The organism is Cellulomonas soli (genome assembly GCF_052036975.1).
GTDB classification, from domain to species: domain Bacteria; phylum Actinomycetota; class Actinomycetes; order Actinomycetales; family Cellulomonadaceae; genus Cellulomonas; species Cellulomonas soli_A.
On sequence record NZ_JBQIAR010000005.1, the window covers coordinates 82,346 to 99,884 of the forward strand.

Here is a 17,539-nt window from a genome sequence, read left to right on the forward strand (position 1 = left end):
CAGGAGTCGGTCACTGGACAGCGGATCGAATGCCACGGCTTCCCTCGGATGTGCGAGCGCGACTGGTCCCCGGACGGCCTGGTGCCATCAGCGGCCACACTGTCACATCCGGCTGACGCGCCGGGCGCACGACAAAGCCCCAGGTCGGACTGCTCTGACCTGGGGCTTCGATGGTGGGCGATACTGGGATCGAACCAGTGACCTCTTCCGTGTCAGGGAAGCGCGCTACCGCTGCGCCAATCGCCCGGTGTACTACTGGGATGATGCGAGGTGGAGATGGGATTCGAACCCACGTGTACGGCTTTGCAGGCCGCTGCCTCGCCTCTCGGCCACTCCACCCTGAGACCTCAGTCCTCAGCGACGTCTGTGCGACACCGATCAGGAGTCTGCCTCCGAGCGGACGACGGGATTCGAACCCGCGACCCTCACCTTGGCAAGGTGATGCTCTACCACTGAGCCACGTCCGCGCTGCACGTCCTGCCGGTTCTCACCGGCGTTCCGTGTGCGTCCCAGACTCTAATCGGGATTCGCGGCGGAAGTCCAACTGAGGTCCGGTGGCCGCATGATCGTGCGGATCGGGGCCCCGTGACGACCCTCCGGCAAGGCGGCGCCGGGGCGATCGGTCGGGTCGGCGCGTCGCCCGGTCTCGGTAGCGTGGGCTCCGTGCCGCCCCTGATCCCTGCCGAGCGTGCCCGCGCCTGGTTCGCCGGGGTCGAGGCCCAGGGCGTCCTCGAGTGCGTCGACGTCGTGGCCGAGCCCGAGCGGCTGCGCACGCCCGGCTGGTGGGCGCTCGTGGGGGAGTTCGAGGGGCGTGTGCGCGCGTGGAGGTTCGCCGACGTCCGGCCTGCGCCGCACCGAGAGCCCGAGCCGGGCGAGGAGAGCGTGTGGCGCGGGCCGGCGACCGGCGCGTGGACGTCGTCGCTCGACGAGCCCGCCTACGTCGCCGCTGTGCAGCGCGTCCGCGAGCGCGTCCTCGCCGGGGACGTGTACCAGGCGAACCTCTGCCGCGTGCTGTCGGCGCCGCTCGGCGCGGACGGGGTGACGGGCGCCGAGCCGGATGCGCGGGCGTTGGGTCGCCGGTTGGCGGCGGGCAACCCTGCGCCGTTCGCCGGGGGGTTGCACGTGCCGGCTGGTGCGGGTGTGGACCCGGTGTGGGTGGTGTCCGCCTCGCCCGAGCTGTTCCTGCGCGTCGAGGGCGGCGTGGTGTCGTCGGGGCCGATCAAGGGGACTGCGACCTCGGCGGCTGCCCTGACCGACAAGGACCGGGCGGAGAACGTCATGATCACCGACCTGGTGCGCAACGACCTGCAGCGTGTGTGCCTGCCGGGCACCGTCGAGGTGAGCGACCTGCTGGGTGTCGAGCACCATCCGGGGTTGGTGCACCTGGTCTCGACGGTGCGGGGGCGCCTGGACCCGGGCGTGGAGCGGGACCGTGCGGTGTGGGCGAGGCTGCTGGAGGCGACGTACCCGCCCGGGTCGGTGTCGGGGGCGCCCAAGTCGTCCGCGGTCGATCTGATCGGTGCGTTGGAGCCGGTGGCGCGCGGGCCGTACTGCGGGGCGTTCGGCTGGGTGCGTACCGGGCCGGACGGGAGTCTGCGCGCCGAGCTGGCGGTCGCGATCCGGACCTTCTGGTGGGAGCGGGCGGGTGAGGAGCCTGGTGGGGTGCTCCGGTTCGGCACGGGGGCAGGGATCACGTGGGGGAGCGACCCTGTGGCGGAGTGGCACGAGACGCGCCTGAAGGCGGCCCGGCTGGTCGCCCTGGCCTCGTCCGGCGGCTCCGGGGGTCTGCTGCGCGGACGGTGAGGGTGCGGCTCGGCCGCAGGGTGGGCGGGGGAGCAGGCGGTGTCGCGGAGGGTGCCAGACTGGCGCGGTGAGCACGACGAGCACGGTGATCTGGTCCGGCGGGCGGCTGCGCGGCGTGGAGGAGCCGCTGGTCAGCGGTATCGACCACGGCCTGACGGTCGGTGACGGCGTCTTCGAGACGTGCGCGGTGTACGACGGTCAGCCGTTCGCGTTGACCCGGCACCTGCGCCGTCTGGGACGTTCCGCGGCGGGTCTGGGGCTGCCGGAGCCCGACGAGGACGAGATCCGTGCGGCCGCGGCGGCGGTGCTCGATGCGGCCGGTCCCGGGGCGGGTCGGTTGCGCATCACGTACACCGGTGGTCCGGGTCCGCTGGGCTCGTACCGGTTCGCGCCGGCGGACCAGCGGCCCACCCTGGTTGTGCTCGCCGGCCCGGCCACGCGTGCGCCGGCCTCGAGTGCCGTGCGCGTGCCGTGGGTCCGCAACGAGCGGTCGGCCGTGGTGGGCCTGAAGACGACGTCGTACGCGGAGAACGTGGTGGCCCTGGCCGAGGCGAACCGCCGCGGGGCGGACGAGGCCGTGCTGGCGAACACCGTGGGCGACCTGTGCGAGGGCACCGGGTCCAACGTGGTCCTCGAGCGTGACGGTGAGCTGATCACGCCGGCGTTGAGCTCGGGTTGCCTGGCGGGCATCACGCGCGAGCTGCTGCTGGAGTGGGCTGCGGAGGCGGGGACGCCGGTGCGCGAGGCCGGTCCGGGGGAGCTGCCGTACGCGGTGCTCGACGACGTGCTCGCGGGGCGGGCGTACCTGACGCTGTGCGGGTCGATCCGCAACGTCTCGCCCGTGGTCTCACTGGACGGCGTCGAGGTGACGGCCGGACCGTTGTCCTTGGCTGCGCAGGCGTTGTTCCAGGAGCGTGCCGCGGAGCGCCTGGACCCCTGACGTGGACGGCGGGCATGGCGGCACGACGGCGCGACCCGTGCCCGGCAGGTGACGGCAGAAGGACCGGCCCGCCGAGGCGGTGCCGGTCCTTGGTGTGCGACCCGCCGGGCGGGTCGGGTGTCCTCAGGCGGTGAGGAGCGCGGCGATCAGGGCCGTGATCTCGCTCTCCATCCGGTCGCTCTCGGTGCCGTGGGGCACGAGACGCTCGGTGGCGCCGAGGAAGCGGACCAGCGGTTCGGTGGGTGCGGCCAGCAGCGCGCTGCCCTCGACGCCGCTCAGCGAGACGAGCGTGAACTCGGGGTCCTCGTCGCGCCACACCTGCACGTCTCCCGTGCCGGCGGGGGACTCGGCGTCCGCGTGCAGGCCTTGTGCGAGCAGCTCGCGGCCCAGCAGCCACGTGGACATCGTGTGCGGACCCGTGAACACCGCTCGGACCGTGTACGGGTCGGAGGTGCGGAAGGAGAACTCGGTGGTGACCGGGACGACGCTGGCGTCGGAGCCGATCAGCTGCATCGCGACGACCTCAACGACATCGGCAGGTGTCTGCGTCATCGGGTCCTCCAAGTCACGGTGGGCAGGTGTTCACATCATGGCAGGTGACCAGACCGATGTGACCGGTCTGTCTCCGGAGTTCACCCGGTGAGCCCTGTGGTGAATTTCTCTGCGGGCCAAGTGAACACCACCACGCACCCTCGCAGGGCCGGTTTCGGAAACTGGGCTGTCGTTGGGTAGCATCCTCGTACGTCGTCACCCACGGGTGCCGCACGGGCGATTGGCTCAGTGGTAGAGCGCCTCGTTCACACCGAGGAGGTCACTGGTTCGAACCCAGTATCGCCCACCGACACGAAGGGCCGGTCCGAGAGCGGACCGGCCCTTCGTCGTTCCCGGCGGGGGTGGCGGCCACCGCCGCGGGGGTGAGCCCCGGTAGCATCGAGACGCCCGCCGACCGGCGGTTTCCCATGAAGGAGGCAGTTCCTGTGCCCGAGCTCATCACCCTCACCGTCGACGGCGTCGCGACCACGGTGGAGCCGGGGACGACGGGCACCGACCTGTACTCCTCGCGCAAGGACGTCGTGGTGGTCCGTGTCGACGGCGAGCTGCGCGACCTGCACCTGCCGCTCGAGGCCGGGTCCGTCGTCGAGGCCGTGACCATCGACTCGCCCGACGGCCTGGCCGTGCTGCGCCACTCGACGGCCCACGTGCTCGCGCAGGCGGTGCAGGAGGTCAACCCGAAGGCTCGTCTGGGTATCGGCCCGCCCATCACCGACGGGTTCTACTACGACTTCGACGTCGAGACCCCCTTCACGCCCGAGGACCTCAAGGCCGTCGAGAAGGTCATGGGGCGCATCGTCAAGGAGGGGCAGACGTTCCGACGCTGGGACGTCACCGAGGCCGAGGCGCGGGACGTGCTGGCGTCCGAGCCGTACAAGCTCGAGCTCATCGGGCTCAAGGGTGACGCCGGGTCCGAGGACGGCGCATCCGTCGAGGTGGGCCTCGGTGGCCTGTCGATCTACCAGAACGTGCGCGGCGCCGGTCGCGAGAGCGAGCAGGTCGTCTGGCAGGACCTGTGCCGTGGCCCGCACCTGCCCTCCACGCGTCTGATCGGCAACGGCTTCCAGCTGACCCGCTCGGCCGCGGCCTACTGGCGCGGCAGCGAGAAGAACCCGCAGCTGCAGCGTGTCTACGGCACGGCGTGGCCGACCAAGGACGAGCTGAAGGCGTACCTGGAGCGCATCGCGGAGGCCGAGCGTCGCGACCACCGCCGTCTGGGCAACGAGCTCGACCTGTTCTCCTTCCCCGAGGAGATCGGCTCGGGCCTGGCGGTGTTCCACCCCAAGGGCGGCATCATCCGCATGGAGATGGAGCAGTACTCGCGTCAGCGGCACCTGGAGTCGGGGTACTCGTTCGTCAACACCCCGCACATCACCAAGGAGCAGCTGTTCCAGATCTCGGGGCACCTCGACTGGTACGCGGAGGGCATGTACCCCCCGATGCAGCTGGACGAGGAGCGCGACGCCGACGGGCACGTGCGCCGGGTCGGGCAGAACTACTACCTCAAGCCGATGAACTGCCCGATGCACAACCTGATCTTCGCCTCGCGGGGTCGCTCGTACCGTGAGCTGCCGCTGCGGCTGTTCGAGTTCGGGACCGTCTACCGCTACGAGAAGTCGGGCGTGGTGCACGGCATGACCCGCGCTCGGGGGTTCACGCAGGACGACGCGCACATCTACTGCACCCGTGAGCAGATGAAGGACGAGCTGACCGGTCTGCTGACCTTCGTGCTCGACCTGCTCAAGGACTACGGGCTCGACGACTTCTACCTGGAGCTGTCGACCAAGAACCCCGAGAAGTCCGTCGGCTCGGACGAGGTGTGGGAGGAGGCCACCGAGACGCTGCGCCAGGTCGCGGAGGCCTCCGGCCTGGACCTCGTGCCCGACCCGGGTGGTGCCGCGTTCTACGGCCCGAAGATCTCCGTGCAGGCCAAGGACGCCATCGGCCGCACCTGGCAGATGTCGACGATCCAGCTCGACTTCAACCTGCCCGAGCGGTTCGAGCTGGAGTACACCGCGCCTGACGGTTCGCGGCAGCGCCCGGTGATGATCCACCGCGCGCTGTTCGGCTCGATCGAGCGGTTCTTCGCCGTGCTCACCGAGCACTACGCCGGCGCGTTCCCTGCCTGGCTCGCGCCCGTGCAGGTCCTCGCGGTGCCCGTCGCCGAGCCGTTCGAGCCGTACCTGCAGGAGGTCGTCGACCGCTTGCGTGCGCAGGGCATCCGCGCCGAGGTCGACCGGTCGGACGACCGGTTCGGCAAGAAGATCCGCAACGCCAGCACCCAGAAGATCCCGTTCGTGCTGATCGCCGGCGGGGAGGACGCCGAAGCCGGTGCCGTCTCCTTCCGTTACCGCGACGGCCGGCAGGACAACGGTGTGCCCGTGGACGAGGCCGTCGAGCGCATCGTCACCGCCGTGCGCACGCGCGCCCAGGTCTGAGGCGTGGACGGCCACGCGCCGGCCGGCTCCGACGCACCTGACGTCGAGCCGGCCGGCACGTTCGGCGGGGAGCCCGACGGGTTCCAGCGCCTGTGGACCCCTCACCGGATGGCGTACATCGGCGGGGAGAACAAGCCCACGGACACGTCGGCAGGTCCGGGCTGCCCGTTCTGCCGCGCGGTGACCCTGCCCGACGAGGACGCCCTGGTCGTGGCGCGCGGCGCGAGCGCCTTCGTGCTGCTCAACCTGTACCCGTACAACTCCGGTCACCTCATGGTCTGCCCCACCCGTCACGTGGCCGACTACACCGACCTCACCGCCCAGGAGACCGTCGAGGTCGCCGAGCTCACCCAGACCGCCATGCGTGTGCTGCGGGCCACGCACGCACCGCAGGGCTTCAACCTGGGCATGAACCAGGGGCAGGTGGCGGGCGCCGGGATCGCCGCGCACCTGCACCAGCACGTCGTGCCCCGCTGGGGCGGAGACTCGAACTTCCTGCCGATCGTGGCACGGACCCGGGCCCTGCCCGAGCTGCTCGCCGACACGCGCTCACGCCTGGCCGCGGCCTGGCCGGCCACCGGCACCGACTCCACCACCGAAGGGATGCCCCCGCCGTGCTGAACCGTCTGCGCGGGTTCATGACCCGCGTGTTCACCCCGGTCGCCGACAGGCTGCTGCGGGCGGGTGTCTCACCGGACGCGGTGACGATCACCGGGACCCTGGTCGTGGTGATCACCGCCCTGTGGGCCTTCCCGACCGGGCACCTGCTGCTCGGCGCGCTCCTCATCACCGTCTTCGCCCTGACCGACTCCCTCGACGGTGTGATGGCGCGCCGTGCCGGACGTTCCGGTCCGTGGGGTGCCTTCCTCGACTCGACCCTCGACCGGTTCGGCGACGCCGCGATCTTCTCCGGGCTGGTCCTGTGGTTCGTCGGTGACGGCGACGACCGGCTCGCCGCGATCCTCGCGCTGGCCTGCCTGGTGCTCGGGTCCGTGGTGCCGTACGCCCGGGCGCGTGCGGAGGGACTGGGCATGACGGCCTCGGGTGGCATCGCCGAACGCGCCGACCGGTTGTTCGCCGTGCTGGTCGCCACGGCCGTCGTCGGCCTGGGCGCACCCTCGACGGTCCTGACCGTCGTCCTGGCCCTGCTCGCGCTGGCCTCGGCCGTCACGGTCGTGCAGCGCATGGCCATGGTCCGGGCGCAGACCAGGGAACAGGCCTCCTGATGGACGTCGCACGCGCCTACGCGCTGGCCTGGAAGTACGCCGGCCGGGTGCCCGAACCCGTGCTGCGCGGGGTGACGAACCTGGCCGCGGACGTCACCTGGGCGCGGCGGACCGCGGGTGTGCGCCGGCTCGAGGCCAACCTCGCGCGCGTGTGCCCCGAGCTGACGGGGCGTGCGTTGCGGCGCACGAGCCGCGCCGGGATGCGCTCCTACCTGCGCTACTTCGGCGAGACGTTCGCGATGTCGTGCTGGGGCCCGGAGCAGATCGCCGCGCGCGTGCGGGCAACGGGGGTGGAGAACCTGCGCCCCGAGCTCGATGCCGGACGCACCGTCCTGCTCGCCCTGGGGCACACCGGCAACTGGGACCTCGCCGGTGCGTGGGCCACGGTCCACCTGGCGCCCGTCACGACGGTGGCCGAGCGGCTCGAGCCCGAGGAGCTGTTCCAGGAGTTCCTGGCGTTCCGGGAGTCGCTCGGGGTGCGGATCCTGCCGCTCACGGGCGGCGGGGACGTGTTCCGGACGCTGGTGCGCACCGCACGCGGCGGTCCGGGGCTCCTTCCCTTGCTGGCCGACCGTGACCTGACGGCACGGGGCGTCGAGGTCGACATCGCCGGCCGCCGCGCCCGCGTCGCCGCCGGCCCCGCGTCGCTGGCCGTCACCACCGGCGCCCGGCTGGTCCCCACCTTCGTGCACTACGAGCGGCTGCACGGTGCCCGGCGCCGCGCCGCGCGCAGCCCCTGGGGCTTGGTCATCGCGTTCGCCCCGCCGGTGCCCGTCCCTGCAGATCTGCCCCGCCCCGAGCAGGTCGCGGCGGTCACCCAGGCCTGGGTCGACGAGCTCGTGGACGGCATCCGCCGCCATCCGCAGGACTGGCACATGCTGCAGCGCGTGTTCGTCGAGGACCTCGACCCGCAGCGGTACGCGGCGACGCTCGCCGCGCAGGACCCGGCCACCGAGGGGGCCGGGTGAGCGCCCGACCGCCCGAGCGCCCGCTGCGCATCGGCATCGTGTGCCCGTACTCGTTCGACGTGCCCGGGGGCGTCCAGTTCCACGTGCGTGACCTGGCCGAGGCGCTGATGGCCCGCGGCCACACCGTGTCCGTGCTGGCGCCGGCCGACGACGACACGCCGATCCCGCCCTACATGACCGCCGCAGGCCGGGCGGTGCCCGTCAGGTACAACGGATCGGTGGCTCGGCTCACGTTCGGGCCGGTCACGGCCGCGCGCGTACGCAAGTGGCTGACGGCCGGCCGCTTCGACGTGCTGCACCTGCACGAGCCGGTGACCCCGAGCCTGAGCATGCTCGCCCTGTGGATCGCCGACGGTCCGGTCGTGGCGACGTTCCACACCTCGCAGGAGCGCTCCCGTTCGTTGCAGGTGGCCTACCCGCTGGTCCGCCAGTCCCTGGAGAAGATCTCGGCGCGGATCGCGGTGTCCGAGGACGCCCGGCGCACGCTCGTCGAGCACCTGGGCGGTGACGCGGTCGTGATCCCCAACGGCGTCTACGTCGACCAGTTCGCGCAGGCGCAGCCCGACCCGCGGTGGACGGGCACCCCGCAGGCGCCCACGGTGGCGTTCCTGGGGCGCATCGACGAGGCCCGCAAGGGGCTGGGCGTGCTGCTCGGTGCGGTCCGCGAGGTCCTCCAGTGGCACCCCGGCACGCGGTTCCTGGTCGCCGGTCGCGGCGAGACCGGCCCGGACGAGGCGCGCGCCCTGCTCGGTGACGCGGCCGACGCGGTGGAGTTCCTCGGCGGGGTGTCCGACGAGGACAAGGCGCGCCTGCTCGCCTCGGTCGACGTGTACGTGGCCCCGCAGACCGGTGGGGAGAGCTTCGGCATCGTCCTGGTCGAGGCGATGAGCGCCGGTGCGGCCGTCGTGGCCAGCGACCTGGGGGCGTTCTCCCGGGTGCTCGACGACGGCACGGCCGGTGTGCTGTTCCGCACCGCCGACAGCGCCGACCTGGCCCGCACGCTCGTGCGTGTGCTCGGCGACCCGGCGCTGCGTCAGCAGGTCGTGGCCCGTGCGCATCAGGTGGTGCGCCGCTACGACTGGTCCACGGTCACCGACCAGGTACTCACCGTGTACGAGATGGCCGTGGCCGGACGCGACGCCCCCGTGGGCGAGGACCCGTCCTCGCTGCGCGGTGCCCGGCTGCTCGAGCTGCGTCGTGGACGAGGTGAGGACCGATGACCTGGTCGGAGACGAGTGTCCTGGTGGCGGCTGTCGTCACCCTCGCGCTGTGGTCGGTGTGGGTCGCGGCCTCGCGACTGGACCGGTTGCACCGCAAGGTCGGTGCGTCGCGGGCCGTGGTCGACGCCCAGCTGCTGCGGCGTGCGACGGTGTCGGCCGAGCTGGCGGCCTCGGGTCTGCTCGACCCGGCCAGCGCGGTGATCGTGGGCGAGGCGTCCCGGGCTGCGTTGCAGGCGGGCGGTTCGGCTGCGGCCGAGGGGCCGACGGTGCCCGTCGAGCTCGGTGCGCTGCTGGCTGCCGGGTCGACCGTCCCGACAGTGCCGGTCCCGGGTGCGACCGACCCGGCGACCAGTGCGGGGCGCCGGGCGCAGGCGGGGGAGCGGGGGCGGGTCGAGAGCGAGCTCACCGATGCGCTGAGGGCCGTGCTCGACTCCCCGGAGGAGGTCGACGACCTTCGGCTCGACCCCGCGGGGGCCGAGCTGCTCGACGAGCTGAGCGCGGCCTGGTACCGCGTGCAGCTGGCGCGACGGTTCCACAACGAGGCCGTCGCCCAGACCCAGCGGGTGCGCAGGGGCCGACTGGTGCGGCTGCTGCGGCTGGCGGGGCACGCCCCCGAGCCCGCCACGCTCGAGCTGGACGACGAGTGGCCGGACACGCTCGGCCGTCCGGGCAGCGGTCTACGATGAGCCGGTCGACGGTGCCGCGCCCCGTCGTAGCGCGCGTCGGCGACGCACCAGACAGCTCCACCGTGACCTTGACCGAACCCATCGCGATCTGTGAGGCATCGACGTGACCAGCGAGAACAGCCCGTCCACCACCGGCACGCAGCAGGGCGGTGCGGTCGGCACGGCCCGCGTCAAGCGCGGTATGGCGGAGATGCTGAAGGGCGGCGTCATCATGGACGTCGTCACGGCCGAGCAGGCCAAGATCGCCGAGGACGCCGGGGCGGTCGCCGTCATGGCGCTCGAGCGCGTGCCGGCCGACATCCGCGCCCAGGGCGGTGTCGCGCGCATGAGCGACCCCGACCTGATCGACGGCATCATCGAGGCCGTCTCCATCCCGGTGATGGCCAAGGCCCGCATCGGCCACTTCGTCGAGGCCCAGGTGCTGCAGAGCCTCGGTGTGGACTACATCGACGAGTCCGAGGTGCTCACCCCGGCCGACTACGCCCACCACATCGACAAGTGGGCGTTCACCGTCCCGTTCGTGTGCGGTGCGACCAACCTGGGTGAGGCGCTGCGCCGCATCACCGAGGGTGCGGCCATGATCCGGTCCAAGGGCGAGGCCGGCACGGGCGACGTGTCGAACGCGACGACCCACATGCGCACGCTGCGCGACGAGATCCGCCGCCTGACGTCCCTGCCCGAGGACGAGTTGTTCCTCGCGGCCAAGGAGCTGCAGGCGCCGTACGAGCTCGTCAAGGAGGTCGCGACCGCCGGCAAGCTCCCTGTGGTGCTGTTCACCGCCGGGGGCATCGCCACGCCGGCCGACGCGGCCATGATGATGCAGCTCGGTGCCGAAGGCGTGTTCGTCGGCTCGGGCATCTTCAAGTCGGGCAACCCGGCCGAGCGTGCCGCTGCGATCGTCAAGGCCACTACGTTCTTCGACGACGCCGACGTCATCGCGAAGGTCTCCCGTGGTCTGGGCGAGGCGATGGTGGGCATCAACGTCGACGACGTGCCGGTGCCCCACCGCCTGGCTGACCGGGGCTGGTGACCGCAGCGGCAGCCCACGAGGGTGCGGCAGGGATCCCCGCCGCACCCTCGGCCGTGCCCGCGCACGCGGAGGGCCACCGCGGCGGTCCGCCGCCCGCCCCGGCGCAGGCCGAGGGCGGTGGGCCGGTGCACGGCTTGTCGGACGAGTGGCGCATCGGCCCGGACGGTGTGCGGTTCCGTGCCGCGGCCCGGGTGATCCTGCTCGACGAGCGCGACCGTCTGCTGCTGATCCGCGGTCACGACGCCGACCAGCCCAGCCGTTCCTGGTGGTTCACGGTCGGCGGCGGCATCGACGAGGGGGAGACCTCGCTCGAGGCGGCCGTCCGCGAGGTGCGCGAGGAGACGGGCATCGACCTGGCGTCCGAGGCCCTGCAGGGCCCGGTGTTCACCCGGTCGGCGATCTTCGACTTCTGGGCGCAGACGTGCCGGCAGGACGAGGAGATGTTCCTGGCGCGGGTGCACTCCGCCGACGTGGGCGAGTTCAGCCGCGAGGGCTGGACGGCCATCGAGCAGGACCTGCTGGACGAGCTGGGCTGGTGGACGCTGGACGACCTGGAGCGGCTCGAGGCGCAGACGGAGGTGTTCCCTGCCGGGCTGTCCGGGTTGGTCCGCGGTCTGCTGCCCGTGTGGGACGGCACGACCCGCCACCTGGGCCTGGGGCGGGACTGACGGCCCAGGCAGCCCGGCCCCCTCGGTGGGCGGGGCTGCCTGCCGGTCCCGGTGGCATGTGCCCGTGACCTGCGCGTAACACCCACGTCACCGTGGTCGATACGGTCGGGAACATGTCCCTGACGCAGTCCCCGGCCACCCGCATCCCCCGCAGCGGAATCCGCACCCTCATGGAGCTCGCGCTGCGCGACCCGCAGGCGATCCACCTGGAGATCGGCGAGCCGGACGCGGTGACGGCACCCCACATCGTCGAGGCGGCGCACGCCGCGGCGGTCGCCGGACGCACCGGGTACACCTCGAGCACGGGGCTGCCCGCGTTGCGCGCCGCGTTCGCGGAGCGGGTGACCAGCACGCGTGGGCGCCCGACCAGCCCCGACGAGATCGTGGTGACCACCGGTGCGATGCACGGCCTGGCCATGGCGATGGCTGCGCTGCTCGCACCGGGTGACGAGATCCTGGTGCCCGACCCGGAGTTCCCCAACTGGCGCATGCAGGCCGTCGCCGTGGGCGCGGTCGCCCGCACGTACGCCACGCACGCCGAGCACGGCTTCGTGCCGCGACCGGAGGACGTCGAGGCGGCCATCACGGACCGCACCCGTGTGATCCTGCTGTGCTCGCCGAACAACCCCACCGGCGCGGTGTACCCGGCGAGCACGGTGGAGGCGATCCACGACATCGCACGCCGGCACGACCTGTGGCTGTTCTCGGACGAGTGCTACGAGTCGATCACCTTCGACGTGCCGCACGTGAGCCCCGCCGCGCTGGACACCGACGGCCGCGTGCTGACGTTCCTCAGCCTGTCGAAGTCGTACGCGATGACGGGGTGGCGGCTGGGGTGCGTGGTGGTCCCCGACCCGCGGGTCGTCGAGGTGATGAGCCAGATCGCCGAGGCGTCGGTCGCGTGCCCGTCCGCGGTGAGCCAGCACGCGGGGCTGGCTGCGCTGACCGGCCCTCAGGACTGCGTGGCGGAGGCCGTCGACTCCTACCGGGGCCGGCGCGACGCGGCTGTCGAGCTGCTGACGGCTCGAGGCATCGACTGCGTGCGCCCCGACGGGGCGTTCTACCTGATGGTCGACGTGTCGCGGGTGACCGACGACTCCCATGCGTTCGCCCTCGAGCTGCTCGCCGAGCGCCACGTGGCGGTGGCGCCCGGGTCGACGTTCGGCGAGGCGGCGCGCTCGATGGTCCGGGTGTCGCTGGCCGCCGAGCGGGGGCTGCTGCTCGAGGGCCTGGGGCGGCTCGCCGACCACGTGGACGCGCGTGTCGCGGAGCGTGAGCTGCACGCGTTGCCGCAGGCCTGAGCGTGGACGGCCGGATCGCGGACGGTGCGTGCAGGCGCTCGGACGGCGTGCCGTCGGCCCGGGCGGCGACCGTAGGATCGGCGCCGTGAACCCCACGATCGGTGTCCTGGCCCTGCAGGGAGACGTGCGCGAGCACGTCCACGCGCTCGAGGCCGTCGGTGCTCGTGCGGTCGGGGTGCGCCGCGCGAGCGAGCTGGAGGCCGTGGACGCGTTGGTGATCCCCGGCGGGGAGTCGACCACGATCGACAAGCTGCTGCGTGCCTTCGACCTGTTCGAGCCCGTGCAGCAGCGTCTGCGCGCGGGTATGCCGGCGTACGGCTCGTGCGCGGGCATGATCCTGCTCGCCGACCGGGTGATCGGGGCCATCGAGGGGCAGCGCACGTTGGGTGGAGTCGACATCACGGTGCGGCGCAACGCCTTCGGTCGGCAGGTCGACTCGTTCGAGACGGACCTGACGATCGACGGTGTCGACGACAGCGCGCACACCCCGCTGCACGCGGTCTTCATCCGTGCACCGTGGGTCGAGGAGGTCGGTCCGGCGGCCACGGTCCTCGGTCGGGTCGAAGGAGGCCCGGCCGCCGGTAGGATCGTCGCGGTGCGTCAGGGCCCGTTGCTCGTCACCTCGTTCCATCCTGAGGTGACCGGTGACACGCGGGTGCACCGACTGTTCGTGCAGATCGTCCGCGACAGCCTGTGACCGCGCCCCCCCGCGCCATGACGCACGGGGTGGCAGCGAGCGCACGCCGGCGGCGGAGACGGAAGGGTTGCTGAAGCGATGTCGGGTCACTCCAAGTGGGCCACCACCAAGCACAAGAAGGCCGTGGTCGACGCCAAGCGGAGCAAGCTCTTCGCGAAGCTCATCAAGAACATCGAGGTTGCCGCGCGCACCGGTGGCGGTGACATGGCGGGCAACCCCACGTTGTTCGACGCCGTGCAGAAGGCGAAGAAGTCGTCGGTCCCGATCGACAACATCACGCGTGCGGTCAAGCGTGGTTCGGGCCAGGAGGCCGGCGGTGCCGACTACCAGACGATCATGTACGAGGGCTACGGCCCCGGCGGTGTCGCGGTGCTCGTCGAGTGCCTGACCGACAACCGCAACCGTGCCGCCTCGGACGTGCGTGTCGCGTTCACGCGCAACGGCGGGCAGATGGCCGACCCGGGCTCGGTGTCGTACATCTTCTCCCGGAAGGGTGTCGTCATCGTGCCCAAGGAGGGCACCGACGAGGACACCGTGATGGAGGCCGTGCTCGAGGCCGGTGGCGAGGAGGTCACCGACCTGGGTGACCAGTTCGAGGTGCTGAGCGAGGCCACCGACCTGGTGCCCGTGCGCACGGCCCTGCAGGAGGCCGGCATCGACTACGACTCGGCCGACGTCGTGTTCTGGCCGGCCACGCAAATCGAGGTCGACGCCGAGGGCGCCCGCAAGATCCTGCGCCTGATCGACGCGCTCGAGGACTCCGACGACGTGCAGAACGTCTTCGCGAACTTCGACGCGTCCGACGAGGTCATGGCCGAGCTCGAGAACGACTGAGCCAGCGACGTGATCGACGGCCCCGGGTCAGGCGACCCGGGGCCGTCGGCGTCCGTGCGGCGGTCTGCGCCGTCCACCCCTCTTCCGCGCGCCGTGCCCGCACCTCCCGGACGACGCCCCGAGCCCCTGGGAGCATGAGCGCGTGCGCGTCCTCGGAGTCGATCCCGGCCTGACCCGGTGCGGTCTCGGTGTGGTCGACGGCCTGGCGGGTCGTCGGGTGCGGATGGTGGCCGTCGGGGTGGCGCGTTCCGACCCGGCGGCGGACGTGGACCAGCGGCTGCTGGCGATCGAGGCGCAGATCGAGGAGTGGCTCGAGGAGCACGCCCCGGACACGGTCGCGATCGAGCGGGTGTTCGCGCAGCACAACCTGAGCACCGTGATGGGCACCGCGCAGGTGGCGGGCATCGCGATGGTCGCGGCGGCGCGTCGTCGGATCCCCGTGGCGCTGCACACCCCGAGCGAGGTGAAGGCGGCCGTCACCGGCAGCGGGCGGGCCGAGAAGGCGCAGGTGCAGACGATGGTCGCGCGCCTGCTGGGGCTCGACGAGCTGCCCCGGCCTGCCGATGCGGCCGACGCCCTCGCTCTGGCGATCTGTCACCTGTGGCGGCCGGCCGGGGCGTTGGGGGCGCCGCAGCGCCCGCCGGCCTCGGGGCTGACCTCGGCCCAGGCCAGGTGGGCCGCTGCCGAGCAGGCCGCCCGCAGGCGGGGCTGAGCGTGTCGTTCGTACACCTGTTCGCCTCGTGTGGGACAGTGGTGGCCTGCTGCGGTGGCGGACATCGAGCCGCGATCGCCGCGGCAGGGCTCTGAGCAGGTCGGACGAGGGGAGCGCGCGGTGATCGCGTCGGTGCACGGGACGGTGCTGGCGGTCCGGCTGGACGCCGCTGTCGTCGAGGTCGGGGGAGTCGGGCTGCTGGTGCAGGCCACCCCGACGACCTTGGCGGGCCTGCGGGTCGGCTCGAGCGCCAGGCTGGCGACGTCGCTGGTGGTCCGTGAGGACTCGTTGACGTTGTTCGGGTTCGCCGATGCCGACGAGCGTGAGGTGTTCGAGGTCGTGCAGACCGTCAGCGGTGTGGGTCCGCGGCTGGCGCTGGCCATGCTCGCGGTGCACACGCCCGACGGCTTGCGCCGTGCGGTGGCGGCCGAGGACCTGGCCGCACTGCAGCGGGTGCCCGGCATCGGGCGCAAGGGCGCCCAGCGGATCGTGCTCGAGCTCGGTGACCGGCTGGGTGCGCCGCACGGCACGGCCGCCGCCGGGTCTTCGGGTGCCCCGTCGCTGGTGGACCGCCGCGAGCAGGTCGTCGAGGCCCTGGTTGGTCTGGGCTGGCAGGCGCGCGCGGCCCAGGACGCCGTCGCGACCGTCCTGGCCGACTCCGAGGAGCCCGTCGCCGACGACGAGGTCGCGGGCGTCCTGCGCGCGGCCCTGCGCACGTTGGGCGGCGCTCGTGGCTGATCGTGCCGACGACGAGGAGCTCGTGACGGAGCGCTTCGAGGCCGAGTCACTGGTGCGTGCCGGCGCCGACGAGCTCGAGCGCGCGGCCGAGGCGGCGTTGCGTCCGCGGCGGCTCGAGGAGTTCGTCGGGCAGGCCGTCGTGCGCGAGCAGCTCTCGCTCGTGCTGCAGGCCGCGATGGCCCGCGGGAAGGCTCCTGACCACGTGCTCCTGTCGGGCCCGCCGGGGCTCGGCAAGACGACGCTGGCGATGATCATCGCCGCCGAGCTGGGCACCTCGCTGCGGGTCACGAGCGGTCCCGCGATCCAGCACGCCGGTGACCTGGCGGCGGTGCTGTCCTCGCTGGACGAGGGCGAGGTGCTCTTCATCGACGAGATCCACCGTCTGGCGCGTCCCGCGGAGGAGCTGCTGTACGTCGCGATGGAGGACTTCCGCGTGGATGTGGTGGTCGGCAAGGGCGCCGGGGCCAGCGCGATCCCGTTGACGCTGCCGCCGTTCACCGTGGTCGGTGCCACCACGCGTGCGGGTCTTCTGCCTGCACCGCTGCGCGACCGCTTCGGCTTCACCGGGCACCTGGACTTCTACGCCACCGAGGAGCTGGAGCGCGTGCTGGTGCGCTCGGCCGGGCTGCTCGGGGTGCCGCTAGCCGGTGAGGCGGCATCCGAGATCGCCTCCCGGTCGCGGGGGACCCCGCGGATCGCCAACAGGCTGCTGCGCCGCGTGCGTGACTGGGCTGAGGTGCGCGGTGACGGCACGCTCGGCCTGTCCGCGGCCCGCGCAGCCCTCGAGGTCTACGAGGTCGACGGGTTGGGCCTGGACCGGCTGGACCGTGCGGTGCTGACGGCGTTGTGCACGCGGTTCGGTGGCGGTCCTGTCGGGCTGACCACGCTGGCTGTCGCCGTCGGGGAGGAGCCCGAGACCGTGGAGACGGTCGCCGAGCCCTTCCTCGTGCGCGAGGGGCTGGTCGGGCGCACGCCGCGGGGTCGCGTGGCCCTGCCACCCGCGTGGGAGCACCTGGGGCTGGACGTCCCGCGCACCAGCGAGACGTTGTTCGGCTGACCTGCGTGCGGGTCGAGGTCCGCACCGCGGCCTGTGGACCGGCGCGCTCCACGGGCCCGGCAGCAGGTCGGGGAACTGTGCAGGACCGATGGACGTTGGAGCGGCGACGCGCTGCGCCTAGACTGCGGCGGGCCCTGCCTCTCGATCGGAGCAACTCGCTGTGGACTACTCCTTCCTCCTCATCCTCGGTATCGGCGTCGTCGCGCTGTGGCTGATGTCCAGCCGCACGCGCAAGCAGCAGCGTGAGGCCGCGGACTTCCGCGCGAACCTGACCGAGGGTGACGAGGTCATGACGGCCTCGGGCCTGTTCGGCACCGTCGTGGCCGTCGACGACGACGTCATCACGCTGGAGTCGGTCCCCGGCAGCCAGACGCGCTGGCTGCGCGCGGCGATCGCCAAGCGGATCGACGCGCCCGTCGTCGACGAGGACGAGGGTGACGACGAGGCGGACGAGGACCTCGAGGAGCTCGAGGACGAGTCCATCGAGGTGCCGGACGACCTGTCCTCGCTGACCGAGAGCCGCGCGGACGTCGAGGCGGACGGCGACCACGTCGACGACGCGCAGGACGGTCCGACCACCGATCAGGACCAGGACCCCGACACGAAGAAGTAGCCTGCCCCGGTCCGGACCCTGACGTCCGGGCCACGATCCCACCGGCCGCCTGCGTG

At 72.4% G+C, this 17,539-nt stretch carries 18 protein-coding genes and 4 tRNA genes; 18 read left to right on the forward strand and 4 right to left on the reverse strand.

Annotation, left to right across the window (positions count from 1 at the left end):
- Positions 1 to 171 precede the first annotated feature (171 nt).
- The 3 genes from ACTHAM_RS07115 to ACTHAM_RS07125 form a co-directional block, all read right to left on the reverse strand.
- Positions 172 to 246: transfer RNA gene (locus ACTHAM_RS07115), tRNA-Val, on the reverse strand.
- 22 nt (positions 247 to 268) lie between these two features.
- Positions 269 to 339 (reverse strand) — tRNA-Cys (locus ACTHAM_RS07120).
- Between the two features lie 56 nt (positions 340 to 395).
- A tRNA-Gly gene (locus ACTHAM_RS07125) sits at positions 396 to 467 on the reverse strand.
- A gap of 196 nt (positions 468 to 663) precedes the next feature.
- Here ACTHAM_RS07125 and ACTHAM_RS07130 point away from each other — a divergent pair.
- The gene (locus ACTHAM_RS07130) at positions 664 to 1,803 is read left to right on the forward strand and encodes a chorismate-binding protein (RefSeq protein WP_440685804.1); all 1,140 of its coding nucleotides are present in this window, start codon (positions 664 to 666) and stop codon (positions 1,801 to 1,803) included.
- A gap of 67 nt (positions 1,804 to 1,870) precedes the next feature.
- A complete protein-coding gene (locus ACTHAM_RS07135; RefSeq protein WP_440685806.1) occupies positions 1,871 to 2,743 on the forward strand; it encodes an aminotransferase class IV in 873 nt (290 codons plus the stop codon).
- Positions 2,744 to 2,866: 123 nt separating this feature from the next.
- On the opposite strand, the gene ACTHAM_RS07140 is transcribed toward ACTHAM_RS07135, so the two are convergent.
- Positions 2,867 to 3,295, reverse strand: a complete 429-nt coding sequence (locus ACTHAM_RS07140; RefSeq protein WP_440685808.1) for an SsgA family sporulation/cell division regulator — start codon at positions 3,293 to 3,295, stop codon at positions 2,867 to 2,869.
- A gap of 214 nt (positions 3,296 to 3,509) precedes the next feature.
- On the opposite strand from ACTHAM_RS07140, the gene ACTHAM_RS07145 reads away from it, so the two are divergent.
- The 16 genes from ACTHAM_RS07145 (at position 3,510) to yajC (ending at position 17,483) form a co-directional block, all read left to right on the forward strand.
- Positions 3,510 to 3,581 (forward strand) — tRNA-Val (locus tag ACTHAM_RS07145).
- 121 nt (positions 3,582 to 3,702) lie between these two features.
- Entirely contained in the window at positions 3,703 to 5,733 is a 2,031-nt protein-coding gene (thrS, locus tag ACTHAM_RS07150; RefSeq protein ID WP_440685810.1) for a threonine--tRNA ligase, read from the forward strand.
- 3 nt (positions 5,734 to 5,736) lie between these two features.
- Positions 5,737 to 6,354: an HIT family protein gene (locus tag ACTHAM_RS07155; RefSeq protein ID WP_440685812.1), complete on the forward strand. Its 618-nt coding sequence runs from the start codon at positions 5,737 to 5,739 to the stop codon at positions 6,352 to 6,354.
- A complete protein-coding gene (gene pgsA / locus ACTHAM_RS07160) occupies positions 6,348 to 6,959 on the forward strand; it encodes a phosphatidylinositol phosphate synthase (protein ID WP_440685814.1) in 612 nt (203 codons plus the stop codon). The genes ACTHAM_RS07155 and pgsA overlap by 7 nt, the downstream gene beginning before the upstream one ends.
- The gene (locus ACTHAM_RS07165; protein WP_440685816.1) at positions 6,959 to 7,927 is read left to right on the forward strand and encodes a phosphatidylinositol mannoside acyltransferase; all 969 of its coding nucleotides are present in this window, start codon (positions 6,959 to 6,961) and stop codon (positions 7,925 to 7,927) included. The genes pgsA and ACTHAM_RS07165 overlap by 1 nt, the downstream gene beginning before the upstream one ends.
- Positions 7,928 to 7,950: 23 nt before the next feature.
- Positions 7,951 to 9,147 (forward strand): glycosyltransferase family 4 protein, encoded by a 1,197-nt coding sequence (locus ACTHAM_RS07170; protein WP_440686143.1) that lies wholly within the window; start codon positions 7,951 to 7,953, stop codon positions 9,145 to 9,147.
- Positions 9,144 to 9,833 (forward strand): hypothetical protein, encoded by a 690-nt coding sequence (locus tag ACTHAM_RS07175; protein ID WP_440685818.1) that lies wholly within the window; start codon positions 9,144 to 9,146, stop codon positions 9,831 to 9,833. The genes ACTHAM_RS07170 and ACTHAM_RS07175 overlap by 4 nt, the downstream gene beginning before the upstream one ends.
- Before the next feature lie 103 nt (positions 9,834 to 9,936).
- Complete coding sequence (gene pdxS / locus ACTHAM_RS07180) at positions 9,937 to 10,863, forward strand: pyridoxal 5'-phosphate synthase lyase subunit PdxS (protein WP_440685820.1); 927 nt, start codon at positions 9,937 to 9,939, stop codon at positions 10,861 to 10,863.
- Positions 10,860 to 11,531 (forward strand): NUDIX hydrolase, encoded by a 672-nt coding sequence (locus ACTHAM_RS07185; RefSeq protein ID WP_440685822.1) that lies wholly within the window; start codon positions 10,860 to 10,862, stop codon positions 11,529 to 11,531. The genes pdxS and ACTHAM_RS07185 overlap by 4 nt, the downstream gene beginning before the upstream one ends.
- A 113-nt stretch (positions 11,532 to 11,644) precedes the next feature.
- Positions 11,645 to 12,832 carry a pyridoxal phosphate-dependent aminotransferase gene (locus tag ACTHAM_RS07190; protein ID WP_440685824.1) on the forward strand — a complete coding sequence of 396 codons (1,188 nt, stop codon included), beginning with the start codon at positions 11,645 to 11,647 and terminating at the stop codon, positions 12,830 to 12,832.
- Positions 12,833 to 12,917: 85 nt separating this feature from the next.
- Entirely contained in the window at positions 12,918 to 13,529 is a 612-nt protein-coding gene (pdxT, locus tag ACTHAM_RS07195) for a pyridoxal 5'-phosphate synthase glutaminase subunit PdxT (RefSeq protein WP_440685826.1), read from the forward strand.
- Between the two features lie 78 nt (positions 13,530 to 13,607).
- The gene (locus ACTHAM_RS07200; protein ID WP_440685828.1) at positions 13,608 to 14,363 is read left to right on the forward strand and encodes a YebC/PmpR family DNA-binding transcriptional regulator; all 756 of its coding nucleotides are present in this window, start codon (positions 13,608 to 13,610) and stop codon (positions 14,361 to 14,363) included.
- A 142-nt stretch (positions 14,364 to 14,505) separates the two neighbouring features.
- Positions 14,506 to 15,075, forward strand: coding sequence for a crossover junction endodeoxyribonuclease RuvC (gene ruvC / locus ACTHAM_RS07205; protein ID WP_440685830.1), 570 nt, complete (start codon positions 14,506 to 14,508; stop codon positions 15,073 to 15,075).
- A 120-nt stretch (positions 15,076 to 15,195) separates the two neighbouring features.
- Positions 15,196 to 15,813 carry a Holliday junction branch migration protein RuvA gene (ruvA, locus tag ACTHAM_RS07210; protein ID WP_440685832.1) on the forward strand — a complete coding sequence of 206 codons (618 nt, stop codon included), beginning with the start codon at positions 15,196 to 15,198 and terminating at the stop codon, positions 15,811 to 15,813.
- On the forward strand, positions 15,806 to 16,870 hold the full coding sequence (gene ruvB, locus ACTHAM_RS07215) for a Holliday junction branch migration DNA helicase RuvB (protein WP_440685834.1): 1,065 nt from the start codon (positions 15,806 to 15,808) through the stop codon (positions 16,868 to 16,870). Before ruvA ends, ruvB begins: the two co-directional genes overlap by 8 nt.
- Before the next feature lie 160 nt (positions 16,871 to 17,030).
- Positions 17,031 to 17,483 (forward strand): preprotein translocase subunit YajC, encoded by a 453-nt coding sequence (gene yajC / locus ACTHAM_RS07220; protein ID WP_440685836.1) that lies wholly within the window; start codon positions 17,031 to 17,033, stop codon positions 17,481 to 17,483.
- Positions 17,484 to 17,539 lie beyond the last annotated feature (56 nt).

Excerpts from the sequence above, each read along its gene's own strand:
- ACTHAM_RS07140 (WP_440685808.1), bottom strand. The coding sequence starts at position 3,295 with ATGACGCAGACACCTGCCGATGTCGTTGAGGTCGTCGCGATGCAGCTG.
- thrS (WP_440685810.1), top strand. The coding sequence starts at position 3,703 with ATGAAGGAGGCAGTTCCTGTGCCCGAGCTCATCACCCTCACCGTCGAC.
- ACTHAM_RS07165 (WP_440685816.1), top strand. The coding sequence starts at position 6,959 with ATGGACGTCGCACGCGCCTACGCGCTGGCCTGGAAGTACGCCGGCCGG.
- ACTHAM_RS07175 (WP_440685818.1), top strand. The coding sequence starts at position 9,144 with ATGACCTGGTCGGAGACGAGTGTCCTGGTGGCGGCTGTCGTCACCCTC.
- ACTHAM_RS07190 (WP_440685824.1), top strand. The coding sequence starts at position 11,645 with ATGTCCCTGACGCAGTCCCCGGCCACCCGCATCCCCCGCAGCGGAATC.
- ACTHAM_RS07200 (WP_440685828.1), top strand. The coding sequence starts at position 13,608 with ATGTCGGGTCACTCCAAGTGGGCCACCACCAAGCACAAGAAGGCCGTG.